14 protein-coding genes and 1 pseudogene are annotated in these 15,110 nt (G+C 41.7%); 6 read left to right on the plus strand and 9 right to left on the minus strand.

Going from position 1 to position 15,110, the window contains the following annotated elements:
* Window positions 1–147: 147 nt before the first annotated feature.
* The 3 genes and pseudogenes from VF06_RS37710 to VF06_RS37720 all read right to left on the minus strand — a co-directional run.
* Window positions 148–405 (minus strand): hypothetical protein, encoded by a 258-nt coding sequence (locus tag VF06_RS37710; protein WP_099072316.1) that lies wholly within the window; start codon window positions 403–405, stop codon window positions 148–150.
* A gap of 1,073 nt (window positions 406–1,478) precedes the next feature.
* Window positions 1,479–1,721 carry a hypothetical protein gene (locus VF06_RS42255; RefSeq protein ID WP_180268129.1) on the minus strand — a complete coding sequence of 81 codons (243 nt, stop codon included), beginning with the start codon at window positions 1,719–1,721 and terminating at the stop codon, window positions 1,479–1,481.
* Between the two features lie 220 nt (window positions 1,722–1,941).
* Window positions 1,942–2,266 (minus strand): annotated as a pseudogene (locus VF06_RS37720) (aldo/keto reductase); the annotation flags it as partial.
* A gap of 84 nt (window positions 2,267–2,350) precedes the next feature.
* On the opposite strand from VF06_RS37720, the gene VF06_RS37725 reads away from it, so the two are divergent.
* Both VF06_RS37725 and VF06_RS37730 read left to right on the plus strand, forming a co-directional pair.
* On the plus strand, window positions 2,351–2,950 hold the full coding sequence (locus tag VF06_RS37725; protein WP_099072318.1) for a DUF1802 family protein: 600 nt from the start codon (window positions 2,351–2,353) through the stop codon (window positions 2,948–2,950).
* 267 nt (window positions 2,951–3,217) lie between these two features.
* Complete coding sequence (locus VF06_RS37730) at window positions 3,218–4,072, plus strand: hypothetical protein (protein WP_244918243.1); 855 nt, start codon at window positions 3,218–3,220, stop codon at window positions 4,070–4,072.
* Between the two features lie 263 nt (window positions 4,073–4,335).
* Here the strand turns inward: VF06_RS37730 and VF06_RS37735 are convergent, their stop codons facing one another.
* Window positions 4,336–4,716, minus strand: a complete 381-nt coding sequence (locus VF06_RS37735; protein ID WP_099072320.1) for a hypothetical protein — start codon at window positions 4,714–4,716, stop codon at window positions 4,336–4,338.
* 188 nt (window positions 4,717–4,904) lie between these two features.
* On the opposite strand from VF06_RS37735, the gene VF06_RS37740 reads away from it, so the two are divergent.
* Window positions 4,905–5,117, plus strand: a complete 213-nt coding sequence (locus VF06_RS37740; RefSeq protein ID WP_099072321.1) for a hypothetical protein — start codon at window positions 4,905–4,907, stop codon at window positions 5,115–5,117.
* Window positions 5,118–5,278: 161 nt separating this feature from the next.
* Here VF06_RS37740 and VF06_RS37745 read toward each other — a convergent pair whose 3' ends face one another.
* Entirely contained in the window at window positions 5,279–5,533 is a 255-nt protein-coding gene (locus VF06_RS37745; protein ID WP_099072322.1) for a type II toxin-antitoxin system Phd/YefM family antitoxin, read from the minus strand.
* A gap of 156 nt (window positions 5,534–5,689) precedes the next feature.
* On the opposite strand from VF06_RS37745, the gene VF06_RS37750 reads away from it, so the two are divergent.
* Complete coding sequence (locus VF06_RS37750) at window positions 5,690–5,983, plus strand: DUF433 domain-containing protein (protein ID WP_099072323.1); 294 nt, start codon at window positions 5,690–5,692, stop codon at window positions 5,981–5,983.
* A gap of 145 nt (window positions 5,984–6,128) precedes the next feature.
* On the opposite strand, the gene VF06_RS37755 is transcribed toward VF06_RS37750, so the two are convergent.
* Complete coding sequence (locus VF06_RS37755; protein ID WP_099072324.1) at window positions 6,129–10,340, minus strand: NB-ARC domain-containing protein; 4,212 nt, start codon at window positions 10,338–10,340, stop codon at window positions 6,129–6,131.
* A 168-nt stretch (window positions 10,341–10,508) separates the two neighbouring features.
* Here VF06_RS37755 and VF06_RS37760 point away from each other — a divergent pair, with 168 nt between their 5' ends.
* Both VF06_RS37760 and VF06_RS37765 read left to right on the plus strand, forming a co-directional pair.
* Window positions 10,509–10,736 carry a hypothetical protein gene (locus VF06_RS37760; RefSeq protein ID WP_099072325.1) on the plus strand — a complete coding sequence of 76 codons (228 nt, stop codon included), beginning with the start codon at window positions 10,509–10,511 and terminating at the stop codon, window positions 10,734–10,736.
* Window positions 10,737–10,838: 102 nt separating this feature from the next.
* Entirely contained in the window at window positions 10,839–11,453 is a 615-nt protein-coding gene (locus tag VF06_RS37765; RefSeq protein ID WP_099072326.1) for a hypothetical protein, read from the plus strand.
* Window positions 11,454–11,647: 194 nt separating this feature from the next.
* Here the strand turns inward: VF06_RS37765 and VF06_RS37770 are convergent, their stop codons facing one another.
* The 3 genes from VF06_RS37770 to VF06_RS37780 form a co-directional block, all read right to left on the minus strand.
* The gene (locus tag VF06_RS37770) at window positions 11,648–13,579 is read right to left on the minus strand and encodes an ABC-F family ATP-binding cassette domain-containing protein (protein WP_099072327.1); all 1,932 of its coding nucleotides are present in this window, start codon (window positions 13,577–13,579) and stop codon (window positions 11,648–11,650) included.
* Window positions 13,580–13,689: 110 nt separating this feature from the next.
* Complete coding sequence (locus VF06_RS37775) at window positions 13,690–14,103, minus strand: DUF1824 family protein (RefSeq protein WP_099072328.1); 414 nt, start codon at window positions 14,101–14,103, stop codon at window positions 13,690–13,692.
* A gap of 131 nt (window positions 14,104–14,234) precedes the next feature.
* A complete protein-coding gene (locus VF06_RS37780) occupies window positions 14,235–15,083 on the minus strand; it encodes a prohibitin family protein (RefSeq protein ID WP_180267885.1) in 849 nt (282 codons plus the stop codon).
* Between the last annotated feature and the right edge of the window lie 27 nt (window positions 15,084–15,110).

Genomic DNA, 15,110 nt, shown 5'->3' on the forward strand with positions numbered 1-15,110 from the left:
AAGGGAGACAAGGAGAGAAGTCTGAGCGGAGGTTTCCGACCATCAGAACTTCGGAGAGAAAGATTGCTACCTTGTCTACCTTGTCTACCTTGTCCTCTTCCCATGCCCAATGCCCAATGCCCAATGCCCCATGCCCAATGCCCAAATTCAAAAATTCTTTGATTCTACGTAGCTACTGTTACCAAATTCGTTTGCACGTGCGCTAGGTACTAGTGTCCAACCTGCTTTCAAAAGTTTTTGATAAGTTGCCCAACCTTTAGAACCACCTGGTATGGGATAATCTGGGACTGCAATATGCCCAAAAGCTGTGTAAGGACGCCAAGCTTTGCCGGGTTCTGTCTGCAAAAATAAGATTTTCTCCCCGTCGCCACCAGACTTAGGTAACCAGCACATTTGTCGGTGCATTGCAAACTCCTTTACTTGTAGCTAGAAAGCATAATGGCAAACTTTTGTCAAGTCAAACCTCAGCCTGTGGTACAGTTTTTTGCCTAATACTTTAGACAAAATGTAATTATTTTCTATGTACTCCAGGACAATTACTGAGAAAAGAACCGTCATCAAGATAGCTGCTTGGAGAATATAAACATATAGCAATCCCAAATAGTTTGTGAAATCTTACATGTTAGGGTTGTTGACTGTTAACCTTTGACAGTGAACTGTCAACAGTCAACACCGATATTTTTCACAACTGAAATAGGATTGCTATAAACAGCTTTCTATCATTTAGTTTCTAGTATGAGGTTTTTTCAATGTTATCCGCGTTTTTGATGATTGTATGTAACGAGAACTACTATTTTATTTACAGGATAGGGAACAGGGAATAGGGTTAGGGGAACAGTAAGATAAATAACTTTAGTTGTAAGTAGGACTTACGCAACGCCGATATTGTCATTGCGACCGAAACGGAGTGTAGGGAAGCAATCCCAGCGTCAGGGGGGATTACTTCGCTATCGCTCGTAATGACGGAATTACGTTATTTTTGCGTAAGTCCTGGTAAGTATAAAGCCTACTTTAAACTGAATATTTGTTTTGAGAGGCGAAGCCCTTTGAAGAGTGGGTTTCCCTTTCGCCTTTCCCCTTTCCCCTTTCCCCTTTCCCCTTTCCCCTTTCGCCTTTCCCCGATTTAAATGTCTGGTTTTTTGTGAATTTATTTTCATAAAAAACCAAAAACCTGGTCGAGGGTGACCAGGTTTTATCGAGTTTACAGGTTTCAAATTGTTAAACTAAATTAACTAACAGAAGGTTAATAACTAAGGTGGACTAATTGGCAAACTTCGCATTTCTACGTTTTTCCGTTTTGGGATTTGGCATTATCTTTTACAATTAGACTTTTCGCCACTTGTATATTGAGATGCTGAAGTTTACTTGGGTTGATGACAGGGGACACTAGTCATTTGCCCTTTTTGTTTGGTTTTGTTTTATTTGGTGTCCTACTATTTAATTTATCACCAAGTTTTTCAGTTGGAACCCTGAGTTTACTAAAGTTGATGTTTTGTTAGATTTTGCAATCTGGCATGATAAGCTTGATCCCTAACCATGTTTTTAAGAGATTTAAAGGGATCTTCCAGAGTTGGGCTAGGGGTTAGGGGAGACAAGGGAGACAAGGGAGACAAGGGAGACAAGGGAGACACGGGAGACAAGGGAGATGGGGACGCGGGGACGCGGGGACGCAAAGATGCAATTTGAATGAGGATTAGCTTAATTCCCCAGTCAACAGTCATCAGTCAAGGCTTCGACTCCGCTCAGCCTTGACCCTGAGCGGAGTCGAAGGGTCAACAGTCAACAGTCAACAATCATCAGTCATCAGTCATCAGTCATCAGTCAACAATCCCTACCATTTGTTTGCACTTGAGCGATTAAACACGCCAAAGCTAACTGAGGGAGGCTACAATTATGGAGGAGGGCTATGGAATGCAGTTTTTCCAACTCTTGTTGGGCAGTGTAATCAGTTTTTAGGTTTGTCAGGGAATGTTCACAAGCCTTAATTACTAGTTCATACTTGAGGTAGTTGGCGAAAACTTTGGTGGCATACTCTACCTAATGGCAGCACATTAGATAAAGCTCCAGCTACAATTTTTTCAGAATGTCCTTGACTATAAACTTCAGCAGTAGCAATTGTTGTGATACTAGTTTTAAATGCTGCTCGAATTGTTTTAATTGAGTCAGCATCGTCAATTCTCACCCACATTCTTTTATCTGCTAGTCAAGTTCCCATAAGAGTAGGTGTGATTTGCACTACGAAAGTATCTAGTGTTGGTTTTTCTATAGCTGTTCGCTAACCTAATTCATTTCTCTGGACAGTTTCATACTTTATCGGTTTTGGCTTGAAATTAAATTAGAATTACAGTACATGCTGATGGAATTGACTACAACTTTTCATGCTCTCAAAGAATGGGCTGTTGCCATAAATGCCTTGGAGACGGGCAAAACAATCATGTTACTCCGCAAAGGCGGTATCCACGAACGAAACGGACATTTTCAAGTTGCCCACAAACAGATTTTGCTTTACCCTACTTACGAGCATCAACAAGCTTTTATGCTCAAACCTGAGTATGCTGATGATGTTTATCCAGTAACATCAGGGTGGCATCCAGAAACAATTCGCATCGGTAGTTGGGCTGAAATTACAGATATTTTGCCGATTACTGACGAATCTGTTGTTAACGCTTTACTTCCTTTCCACATTTGGAACGAACACTTTATTAGCGATCGCCTCAAATGGAAACCACGTCAACCTCTATATGTTTTGCTTTTGAGAACTTATAAATTACCGCAAGAACAAGAAATTGGCTATTATGCTAAATACGGCGGTTGTAAATCGTGGATTGATTTAGACCAAGCAATTGATTTACAAGGAGCAAAACCGATTTTATCTGACTTTGCATATACTCAATTAGCAGACACAATTCGCAACATTGTTGGCGATAAATTGTATGCGCCATCGTTGTAATTAACCGAATTTTGGGTGATTACATTCGAGTGCGAATGATAGCAGCATAAGAATGGATTTAGGAATCAAACCCGATCCATTCAATTATTTTCTAAGACCAATTCTCTAAAATCTCGCAACAAATCAATCTCCGCGTCCCCGTGTCATCATCTGTAATCGTTTTTTGGAGAACTGGTATAACACCCTGCCTTTGATAAAACCCATATTCTGCACATTGACTGTAACATGGGAAAAGGATGGTAATAAAAACACTTTCATCCTATGAACATGTCTCAGAAATTCTGCTTTTGTACCTTGGCTGTGGGTGAAAGATATCGTACTCACGCAAGGATGCTAGCTAAAGATATTCAGCAACACGCACAAAATACAGATCTATGCGTTCTAACCGATAAGCCAGAGTATTTTAAGGAATTTCCTCACGTTTTAGCATTTAAGCACCGCCTTCAAAGTGTTAAAGGCTATCATGATAAACGCTTCGTCCTTGAAAAGGCTCTCTCACTATTTGAGAGTTGTATGTTTTTAGACTCTGATGTCCGAATTATTGACGCTGTAGTCAAAGAAATGAATTGGCCTCCTGGAATCACTGCTAGAGCCGGTTGTGATTTGCTGCAACACATGGCAAATATCAAAAACCCGAAAGAAATTAAAGTTATAGAAGAAGTAGCTGAAAAACTAAATATCGACCTTCAAAAAGTGCAGTGGTTCCATGAATTCATGTTTGCTATGCGCGGACAGGATGGGTTAGAAAAGAAGTTTTTTCAACTTTGGCAGACAATTTCTTACTTATTTGAAATGCGAGGAATTTATCATGGCGAAGGTTATGCTATGGGACTAGCTGCTGCTAAAGTGGGGATGACGATCGCATTCGATCGCGAAGATAAATTTGCGTTTTTTAAGGACAATATAGAGCGAATCAGAATCAAAAAAGGACAATCTAATCTCCAGGAAAAACAAATTTATTTCGACATTCACAAAAATATTGAATATCAAAATCGTTCAAGATTGCAAAAAATAAGTGATAAATTGATTCAAAAAGCTGTGTTATCTTATAGATTATTGCGGCTAAAAAATGTTGCCAGAAAGGATTCTGATTTTCACAAGTTGTTTGAGGAAAATATATAGGTTGTCAAATGGTAAGTAGCTCAACCTAAAAAAACGTCATACGTAGATGTCAATAAATGTAGGGTGTGTTATGCCGTAGGCTAACGCACCTCTGTAGACTGTATAGCAATTGAGGTGCGTTACGCTTTGCGATAACGCACCCTACCATTGTTTTATGTTTAATTAAGTTGACCTACTTAATAATGTAGAAACGTAGCACTGCTACGTCTCTACAAGGATATCGGTGAATGCAGAATTAATTTATAGAGATGTCTATCTGCCACCTATTTATCTAATGCTTTTTCTGCAACATTTTTCAAGCGGCTCGATCGCATTTTCCGGACGCGATCGCTATCTCGAACACCACCTGCCGTTTCATATTCAGCGCTATCTTTGCCGTACTTAATAGCAATTAGCATTAGCATCTTTTGAGAAAGATTACTCAAATCCTTTTCCATTTGTTCAATTTCAGTTAGAGAAGAATCAGCTAAAGACAGAGCATTATTATGAACGTCGAGTTTATTTTGTAACTGTTCAATTGACTCAATCAGTTTTTGGAGACTAGAATCGTTATCAAATTTGATATTTGGATCGATCAATTTTATCCCGGCTACTCTTGACTCAACTTTTTCTAAAACGCTGGATTTACGTTTTTTGAGAGCCATAATTTTATCCTTTTAAAATACTTCTAAAGCTAGCTTGCCTTAATTCAATCGAAATCTGGTTCAGCAGAAATCGCAATTTTTATTCGTACAATTTTCAGCTAATATCAGTAATATTTCGGTATTTAATTACTCATCTTAAGAAGGCAAGGGGTAAAAACAAGAGCTAAGAAACATTAGAAAAGCCGCTATTGGGTGAAGAAAAGCCGCTATTGGGTGAAGAAAAGCCACTATTGGGTGAAGAGAAGCCGCTATTGGGTGAAGAGAAGCCACTATTGGGTGAACAAAAGTCGCTATTGGGTGAAAAAAGCCACTATTGGACGAACAAAAGCCACTATTGGGTAAACAAAAGCCACTATTGGGTAAACAAAAGCCGCTATTGGGTAAACAAAAGCCGCTATTGACTTAACAATAGCGGCTTCTGTTGTTTGTTGGGAAGTTTGCGATGCCTACGACGGGCTTCTCTACGAGACGCTACGCGTAGCTTGCTTCCCCGTAGGGGTACGCCTACGCAGATGAATATCTTGCTAGCTGGTGATTTGAGAGATTAATGTTATAGGAAAAGTTAGTTCACCATATAGTTAGAATTTTCAAAATCACTCAAGATTTCATCCGGTAAAGGCTCGTTGAAATCTGGTGCAATAAACACCTTACCCTTATCTAAACCTGGAATGCGAGGAGAGTTGGTATTTGTAAGGGCTACTAGATGTGCAACTGGAATCCCTTGTTCGGCAATCACAACTTCTTCACCCAGCAATACTTGATTGAGAAGTTCGCTAAATTTGGCAGTTGCTTGGGCAACGTTGACAGTAATAGTCATCTGCCTTGGTAATTAATTCCTAATATTCTTTACGATAACACTATATGGATAGGCGATCGCAGTTTCTAGATTAGGCAAATCCAATTGCTGCCCCAGGAAAAAGGGACTGGGAACAAGGAGATTAGAGATAATATACAAAATTTCGGAGAATAAGTTTTGACAACTATTACCGATATCGGCACACTAATTAACTATAATCCTGAAATACACGGCGGTTGTCCGATTATTGCTGGTACAGGGGTGACAGTCCGACGCATCGCTATCTGGTATAAACAAGGTTACAGCGCAGAAGAAATTGCAGATCAAATTAGTCATCTGAGTTTAGCGCAACTTTATGCAGCTCTAGCTTATTATCACGCTAACCGCGATAAAGTTGATGCTGACATTGCAGCAGAACAAGCAGAGGCCGACAGATTAGAAACACTGCATAAAAGCCAAAAGCTCTCATGAGCCGAATTCGATAGTATCTAATACGTTTGGGTTAGAGCTAAAAACTGGGAAGCGCTATACACTCATCGAGAGTCTAGACAATTTCTGTGATGATTTTATGGCTAATGGCGATCGGCCACTCATGTCTTAAATTACGAATTACGAATTATTTCCACCATCGCCCCACATCCACAATCGCACAAGCAATTTCTACCGTTGCTGCTTCACCACCTAATGCAGAGAGAACTGGAAACAATGCTTTGATATCTTGCAGCAAATCATGGCGAGTGCGAAGGGATAGTTCATGAAGTGTATCTTCCCAAAGGGAAAAAAGTTCGGCAGCAGGCATTTGTAACAAACTGTCAGCTAAGGCACTCAAGGCATTGGCACGATAATAGTCATCCTGAATCGCCCTGGCAGCAGTAAGGGCTTCTGGCAACCACTCTGGTGGCAGTTTATCAGCTAAGGTACTCAAGGCATAGTTACGAAAATCCTTATCCTGAATCGCCCTGGCAGCAGTAAGGGCTTCTGGCAATAACTCTGGTGGCAGTTTCTTAGCTAAGGCACTCAAGGCATTGGCACGATAACGCTCATCCTGAATCGCCCTGGCAGCAGTAAGGGCTTCTGGCAATAACTCTGGTGGCAGTTTCTCAGCTAAGGCACTCAAGGCATAGGTACGAGAAAACTCATCCTCAATCGCTTTGGCAGCAGTAAGGGCTTCTGGCAACAACTTTGGTGGCAGTTTCTCAGCTAAGGCACTCAAGGCTTCGGCACGAGAATACTCATTCTGAATCGCCTTGGCAGCAGTAAGGACTTCTGGCAACAACTCTGGTGGCAGTTTGTCAGCTAAGGCACTCAAGGCATAAGCACGAGAATCCTTATCCTGAATCGCCCTGGCAGCAGTAAGGGCTTCTGGCAAAATTTCTGGCAGTTTGTCAGCTAAGGCACTCAAGGCTTTGGCACGAGAATCCTTATCCTGAATCGCCCTGGCAGTAGCAAGGACTTCTGGCAAAATTTCTGGCAGTTTGTCAGCTAAGGCACTCAAAGCTTTGGCACGAAAATACTCATCCTGAATCGCTCTAGCAGCAGTAAGGGCTTCTGGCAACAACTCTGGTGGCAGTTTCTCAGCTAAGGCACTCAAGGCATAAGCACGATAAAACTCAGACTGAATCGCCCTAGCAGCAGTAAGGGCTTCTGGCAACAACTCTGGTGGCAGTTTCTCAGCTAAGGCACTCAAGGCTTCGATACGAGAATCGTCATCCTCAATCGCCTTGGCAGCAGTAAAGGCTTGTGGCAAAACTTCTGGCAGTTTTTCAGCTAAGGCACTCAAGGCTTCGGCACGAGAATACTCATCCTGAATCGTCCTGGCAGCAGTAAGGGCTTCTGGCAAAATTTCTGGCAGTTTGTCAGCTAAGGCACTCAAGGCTTCGATATGAGAATACTCATCCTGAATCGCCCTGGCAGCAGTAAGGGCTTCTGGCAAAATTTCTGGCAGTTTGTCAGCTAAGGCACTCAAGGCTTTGGCACGAGAAGAGTCATACGGAATCGCCCTGGCAGCAGCAAGGGCTTCTGGCAAAATTTCTGGCAGTTTGTTAGCTAAGGCACTCAAGGCTTCGATACGAGAATACTCATCCTGAATCGCCCTGGCAGCAGCAAGGGCTTCTGGCAACAACTCTGGCAGTTTGTTAGCTAAGGCACTCAAGGCTTCGATACGAGAATACTCATCCTGAATCGCCCTGGCAGCAGCAAGGGCTTCTGGCAACAACTCTGGTGGCAGTTTGTCAACTAAGGCACTCAAGGCTTTGGCACGAGAAGAGTCATGCCGAATTGCCCTGGCAGCAGCAAGGGCTTCTGGCAAAACTTCTGGCAGTTTGTCAGCTAAGGCACTCAAAGCTTTGGCACGAGAAGAGTCATACGGAATCGCCCTGGCAGCAGCAAGGGCTTCTGGCAACAACTCTGGTGGCAGTTTGTCAGCTAAGGCACTCAAGGCATAGGTACAAAAATCCTTATCCTCAATCGCTTTGGCAGCAGTAAGGACTTCTGGCAACAACTCTGGTGGCAGTTTGTCGGCTAAGGCACTCAAGAAATAGGTACGAAAATCCTCATCCTCAATTGCTTTGGCAGCAGTAAGGGCTTCTGGCAACAATTCTGGTGGCAGTTTGTCAGCTAAGGCACTCAAGGCATAGGTACGAGAAAACTCATCCTCAATCGCTTTGGCAGCAGTAAGGGCTTCTGGCAACAATTCTGGTGGCAGTTTGTCAGCTAAGGCACTCAAGGCTTCGACACGAGAAAACTCATCCTGAATCGCCCTCGCAGCAGTAAGGATTTTTGAAAGTGCTAGTTTTTCTAAGTTTGGCGGCAAATAGTTGGTTAATTTTACCAAAGCTTTCACTTTCTCATCTAGTTCTGGTTTTTGCAGGGCATAAGCTAGTCCTTGTTCGGGAGTCCACATCTTGTTTTTGACCAACGCTACTAGCAGATTTGCTGGTAGATTAGCTGCCAAACTATTCAAGGATGCAGTAATCAAAGCATAGCGACACTGCAAACCTAGTGTTGATTCATTCCAATTCGCTTCTGCTAATTCCCAAGCACGAGAAATATCTGTGATGTAACCGCCAGTTTGTGCCAATTGTTCCCGCACTTCATACCAGCCATTATTCCCACTTCCCGACTCTTTCCGTAACAACTGGTGAATCTCTTTTACCCGTCCAGCCTTTTCTAAATGCCAAACTAAATGCTGATGAATATAACCATCATTGGGTACAGTATGCCACAAACCATTTTCGGTTTTCTGCCGATACTTCTCCAACAAAGCTGCGTGAGCATCAGCAAGGCTTAAACCCAACCCAGCCAAATCTCCTGGACGCTTTGGCACAGAGGGTTCAGTTAACAAATTACGCGCTAAATCGTGGAATAAGTCATGTAAGCGATAGGTAGGCATACCATCAGCAAGCGGTACTCCTGTTAATAGCAATGCTTTATTCCGTAAATATTGCAACATCTTGGCAGCATCACGCTTATCCATCTGCCACAGCGTTGCTGCCATCATCTTATTAATGTTGACATCCTCCGGCAACACCCCTAACCAAGAGAAATGCTGCTGCTTTTCTGCTGGCATTCTCTTGACGCTCAAATTTAAAGATGCGGTTAAACTCAGGCGTTTTAAACTAGCCTCATCGGTAATTTCTTCGGCTTCCGGTCGGTCAAAACTTGTTAATCTGGCTACTTCTTGTTGAATATCTCCCAACAGTTCATCCCAAGTTGTACCATAGGCAACTTCGGCGGCTGCGAGTTCCAATGCTAGGGGAAGATAACCAACACCTTTGGCTAAATTTTCTGCTGAGTGACGTTCTGTGCCTGTAATCTCGCGTCTTAATTTCTTGGTCAGCAATTCCATTGCCTGGTCTGGTTTCATTATATCCAGGCTGTAGGTGCTGGCTGCTAACGCATCTGCAATGTGGCCTTCACGAGTAGTTACCAAAACTTGACAACGCAACCCACCAACATTAAACGCTTGTGCATTTTCGATATTCCAAGCATCATCCACCACTAGTAACACAGCCTTGTCATAAAGCAGAGTCCGCAAATGGTTAGAAGTCGCTGTTACACTCGTAGGCTTAAAGCTATAGTCTCCTAATGCTTGCACCCAGCCACTAATTAAGGAAAGCACATCGGGTTGTTGACCTAATGTTGCCCAAAGAATGCCATCACAAAACCGAGATTGCACCTCTGCATCATAAGCTAAAGCCGCAGCTAAAGTAGATTTGCCCACCGAACCCAAACCGTGAATCGCAGTAATTACCAAAGTGCGACTATCAGCCGATGAACCATTTAAAATACGAGTCTTTAAATCATCGCTATACTCTGGGCGTTCTACAAAGTATGTAGGTAAAGGTGGGGCTTGAAATATAGCAAGTTTAGTTTGGGGTACAGTGACAACACCCTCATTTTGGGTGGAATTGGCTGCTAATTTTTTCGATTTGTTTGGTCTGTTATTTTCCCAAGCTTCATCAAACCGTTTTAAGTTCTTTTCCTTATCTGTTGACCACAGCTTGAGAGTAAAGTGCCATTCGTCAACACCCTTGGTTTGAGTACGGTTATCTTCGAGAATCTTTAAGAAATCCTTCAGCAAAGTCAGCGCTTGTTGAATTTGCGCTTTTGTTAACTTGTCTGGATATTTGTCCTTTTCCGTCAGCAACCCCAAGGTTACCTGCGTTGTCTCAATAGTCAGCTTGGGGTTAGTGCTGTCTTCGTCTTTCCAGTCGTACTGAATTTTAAAGTCACCGTCCTCAAATTCCCCATCAGCGAAACAAAGCAACGCCTCCAACAGACGCTTAACTCGCTTTTTAGGTTCAGGGCCATAAGTTTGTCGCGGCATTGCCTTTTAAAAATTAAGCAAGAACTTTGGGGTTACCCCAAATTGAAACTACCACCCCAAGCTGATTAAATCCTGATTTTAAAGCATTTTTAGCAATATTGGGGTATTTGCTTGAGGACACGACCCCAAAGAGAACCTGTATCTATCAACTCTTTGGGGTACAAACAAATGCAACGCAAGCGTCAAAATATTCTCGATAAAACAATTGCTTTGTTGCTGGCAATGCAACTATTCTTGATTGGAGTTCAAGCTAAAATCCGAATTGACCAAGGTGATTCCAGCGTTGAGGCATTAACCTGGATGATTCAACAGTATATTCCAGTGCTGGTTAAAATTCGCAGCTTGCAGGAGAAAAAAGAAAAAAAGGATTCTCCAAAGATTAAAAGTAAAAGATGAAGTGGTAGGGTGTGTTAGGTGGAACGCCCTAACGCACCATTTAAAGAATTCTGTTAAGAATAATCATAGAGTAATGTATGCCATCCACGCCAAAACTGCTGTATGAGTCGTCCCCGAATCATTCAACCCGGTCAAAGCTATACATTCAGCAAATATTTTGAACTGCCGTTTTCTCCAGAAGATATTTTAGCTGAACTTGGCTGTTCTTATCAACGCGATCGCTTGCAATTACCAAAAACAGAATTCAACCCCAATCAAATCGCAGAATTACAGCGAACGATTGAGCGTAATCTCCGACGCGTCAAGCTACTTAGTGAAGACGCACGCAAGCAAGCAATTATCGCACCAATATTACTAGAGGTTTGCGAAATTGCTCAAACGCAATTGAATATTGAGTATGCCATTAATGTTAGCGACCAACTAAAAGGCAGCTTGGATTATTACATTGATAAAGGTAAAGGCTTGTTAGTCATTGAAGCGAAACAAGCAGATTTAAGTAGAGGTTTTACACAATTAGCAGTTGAATTGATTGCACTCGACCAATGGATAAATTCAGAGATGCCAGTTCTGTATGGGGCAGTAACTACTGGTGAAGATTGGCGATTTGCAATCTACAATCGTCAGGAAAAACAGATAACAGAAGACCTCAAATTATATCGGGTTCCTGAAGAATTAATTGAATTAACTCACATTTTAGTTGGGATATTAACTAATTAAACATCTAAAAATTGTTGCTGCCCAGATCCCCGACTTCTTGAAGAAGTCGGGGATCTAAATATTCAGACATTAAGGGACTACCAAATAAAAAAATATAGAACTTTTCTTGTGGGGTGGGCGTCTCGCCCGCCCGTACAAAAGGGCGGACAAGATGTCCACCCTACAAGACTAAATAATTTATTTCTTGGTAATCCCTAAGACTCCATCTCCGCCAATTCTAACCACCTTTCAGTGGCCACATCGATCGCTTGTTTTAAAGATTCCACTTGTTCATACAATTTCTGCACTTGAGTATAATTCCCTGGTGGCACGTTGGCGAGTGTTTTCTCGGCTTCTGCTTTGTCAGCTTCTAATTGGGCAATTTTCCCTTCTAATTGCTCAAATTCTCGCTTCTCCCAATTGGATAATCTCCGCCGCTTTTTATTTTCGGCATTCTTGGGTGAAGATGCACCATTTTGGGGTTCGACATTTTTGGGCTTTTCTTTAGTAGCAGCAGCTTGTTGCTGTGCTGCTTCTTCAGCTTTTTTGAAGTCTAAATAAACTGAGTAATTCCCTGGATATTGCCGCAGGTTACCCCCTGCTTCAAAGGAAAAAATTGTGTCGATGGTGCGGTCAAGAAAGTAGCGATCGTGAGAAACTACAATTACACAGCCGACAAAATCTTCTAAATATTCTTCTAAGACTGCCAATGTCTGGACATCTAAATCATTTGTCGGTTCGTCTAATATTAAAACATTCGGCGCACTCATAAGAACGCGCAACAGAAATAAACGGCGTTTTTCGCCACCAGAAAGTTTATGAATGGGAGCATATTGTTGGTTTCCAGGAAACAAAAATCGCTCCAACATTTGAGAAGCAGTAATTTGAGTGCCATCGGTAATTTTGACAAATTCCCCTTCTTCTTTGATATAATCAATGACGCGCTGATTTTCATTTAATGCTGTGAGCAATTCTTCAGAATGCTGGTCAAAATAACCGATGTGAATTGTAGTACCAATTTCCGCACTACCAGAATCAGGCTGAATTCTTCCTGTAATAATATCCATTAAAGTGGATTTACCCGCACCGTTAGCCCCAATGATGCCAATGCGGTCTTCTGGACTAAATTCGTAGGTAAAATCTTTAATTAGGGTACGTCCGTTATAAGCTTTGGAAACGTTATTTAATTCAATAACTTTCTTCCCAATACGACGACCAACTGTAGAGATATCGACTTTACCCTGGACTTGCTTAAATTCAGTATCTCGCAAAGCGTGAGCGCGGTCAATTCTGGCTTTTTGTTTGGTACTTCTGGCTTTCGGCCCTTTTTTCAGCCATTCCAACTCCCGCCGCAAAATGCCTTGATGTTTGCGTTGAGTGCTAAGAGCAGATTCTTCCGCTAAAGCTTTCTTTTCGAGGTAGTATGAATAGTTACCTGTGTAAGTGTAAATATCGCCTCGGTCTATTTCAATGATACGATTGGTGACGCGATCTAAAAAATAGCGATCGTGGGTGATGAGAAAAAGTGCGCCGCGATAGCGATTTAAATAACTTTGTAACCATTCTACAGAAAGAGCGTCGAGGTGGTTTGTTGGCTCATCCATGAGCAAAACGTCTGGTTCTGCTAGCAAAGCTGTGGCTAAAGCAATGCGTTTGCGATAGCCTCCAGACAAAGTACCAATTTTGGCATCAAAGTTAGAGATTCCTAATTTGCTGAGGATGATTTTAGCGTTGGTTTCTAGTTCCCAAGCATTAGTTGTATCCATCCGTTGCATCACCACAGAAAGGCGAGACATGATTTGGCTATCATCTGGATAGTGAGCCAATTTATCAGAAAGTTCTTCGTACTCGCGCACTAAAGTCATGTGTTCGCCACTATCAGCAAAAATCTGCTCTAACACTGTGCGATTTTCATCTAAATCTGGCTGTTGTGGTAAGTAGATAATTTTAGAACCAGAGTTAATTAAAATTTGACCGCTATCCATTGATTCTAAGCCGGCAATCATTTTTAGTAGCGTTGATTTGCCAGAACCGTTAGTACCAATTAAGCCGACTTTATCGGCGGGGTCTAGGCTAAAGCTGGCATCTTTTAAAATTTCTTTGATGCCAAAGTCTTTTTTCACTGATTGCAGGGTGATGAGAGTCATAGAATTTATAATATAGAAGTTTTTATTTCACGCAGAGGCGCAAAGGAGGAAAAGAAGGAGGAAAAAAGGTTATACCAATTGTCTATTGCCTCCTTATCTATTGATGAATTTCAAACGAATAAATCCAACGGCAAATGTCCATACATTTCGTTGATTCCGCCTTCGTTATAAGATTGGCAAGATACTAAAACACCACGGTGATGTCCGGCATAAGAATCGAGATAACATAAGCCATTTTTGCCATTTAATTTGATATAAACTGGCCCTTCAGGTGTCGGTAAATTGCTTGGTGGTTCGTAACCAAAAGCCAAAGAATAGGTTTTCATCGCTAAAATTCCTTCTTCTGCTGTATCAGCACAAATTCCCAAAATTTCATAGTCAGCAAGGTTAGCCATCAAAATTAAAGCATTACGAATTGATTCTTTTTCTGCTGGTTTGAGAACAGGTGCAATGTCTAAACAGTTGAATTTATTCAAAATTTTTTTTGCTTGTTCGGCAGTAAGATGATGATTAGAATTTGACATAAATTTGTTTATTATCCTGTTGACTGTTGACTGATGACTGTTGACTGTTGACTGCGGAGTTATTATTCCCCTTTCCCCTTTCCCCTTTCCCCTTTCCCCCTTCCCCTTTCCCCCTTCCCCCTAATTCTCTTTCATTGTTGATTTTCTACATTTCCAAGGTTAAACATGAAGGGTACGCTGCTTTTTGAGTCACTACCCATAACTAAAACTTTTGGCATTTGAGCGCCGCCAGTTTTCCAAGCTTCAATTGCTTCTTTTTGCAAGACTAATTGGCCTCCTTGGGCTTTGAGTGTCTCTGCTAAAAGTCTTTGAGCTTCTGCTTTTCCTTTTGCTCGATTAATTTCTGCTTGTGCTTCTTGTTCGGCTTCCCGTGCTATATAAACGGCTCTTTGGGCGCGTTGTTCGGCAATTTGTTTTTCTTCGACTGCTTTAGCGAATTCTGGAGAGAATGTCAAGTCAACTACGCTAGTATCTAAGACAATTATCCCATATTTATCTAAGCGATCGCCCAAGGCATCATCAAAGTCTTGTTTCAATTCACTTCTTTTGGTAATTGCTTCTTCTACTGTTCTTTTAGCGGCGGCAATTTTAAATGCTTCTTGGGTTTGGGGAGCAATGATTTTTGATACTATATTCTCCAAAGTTCCTTGTTTTCTTCTCACTTCAACTACCTGTGCCGGATCGAGGCGAAAGTTAATCGCAAACCTCGCAGTTAAATTTTGCAAATCCTTTGTAGAACTTTCTGCTGGCACTTCAAATTTTTGCACTGTTAAATCATACACATCGATCGCGGAAATAAAAGGTGGTTTGAGGTGGATACCTTCTAATAAAGCGCCATCTCTAGCTTTACCCAAAATGCTAATCACTCCTGCTTGCCCTGGGTTGATAATAATAAAGGAATTTAGCCCAACAATCACTAATATTGCTAACACAATTCCCAAAACAGTGGTTTGCCAATTACCAAATTGCTGATTTTTCAATTTTCTCTCTCCAATATTTAAGTGGGG

Origin of the sequence: Nostoc linckia z4, assembly GCF_002608075.1 — a bacterium.
In the GTDB taxonomy this organism is placed as follows: domain Bacteria; phylum Cyanobacteriota; class Cyanobacteriia; order Cyanobacteriales; family Nostocaceae; genus Nostoc; species Nostoc linckia.

Bases quoted from the DNA above. Each gene is read 5' to 3' on its own strand.
- VF06_RS37710 (WP_099072316.1), bottom strand. From the start codon at position 405: ATGCACCGACAAATGTGCTGGTTACCTAAGTCTGGTGGCGACGGGGAG.
- VF06_RS42255 (WP_180268129.1), bottom strand. From the start codon at position 1,721: ATGACTGTTGACTGGGGAATTAAGCTAATCCTCATTCAAATTGCATCT.
- VF06_RS37725 (WP_099072318.1), top strand. From the start codon at position 2,351: ATGCTGATGGAATTGACTACAACTTTTCATGCTCTCAAAGAATGGGCT.
- VF06_RS37730 (WP_244918243.1), top strand. From the start codon at position 3,218: ATGTCTCAGAAATTCTGCTTTTGTACCTTGGCTGTGGGTGAAAGATAT.
- VF06_RS37735 (WP_099072320.1), bottom strand. From the start codon at position 4,716: ATGGCTCTCAAAAAACGTAAATCCAGCGTTTTAGAAAAAGTTGAGTCA.
- VF06_RS37745 (WP_099072322.1), bottom strand. From the start codon at position 5,533: ATGACTATTACTGTCAACGTTGCCCAAGCAACTGCCAAATTTAGCGAA.
- VF06_RS37755 (WP_099072324.1), bottom strand. From the start codon at position 10,340: ATGCCGCGACAAACTTATGGCCCTGAACCTAAAAAGCGAGTTAAGCGT.
- VF06_RS37760 (WP_099072325.1), top strand. From the start codon at position 10,509: ATGCAACGCAAGCGTCAAAATATTCTCGATAAAACAATTGCTTTGTTG.
- VF06_RS37765 (WP_099072326.1), top strand. From the start codon at position 10,839: ATGAGTCGTCCCCGAATCATTCAACCCGGTCAAAGCTATACATTCAGC.
- VF06_RS37770 (WP_099072327.1), bottom strand. From the start codon at position 13,579: ATGACTCTCATCACCCTGCAATCAGTGAAAAAAGACTTTGGCATCAAA.
- VF06_RS37775 (WP_099072328.1), bottom strand. From the start codon at position 14,103: ATGTCAAATTCTAATCATCATCTTACTGCCGAACAAGCAAAAAAAATT.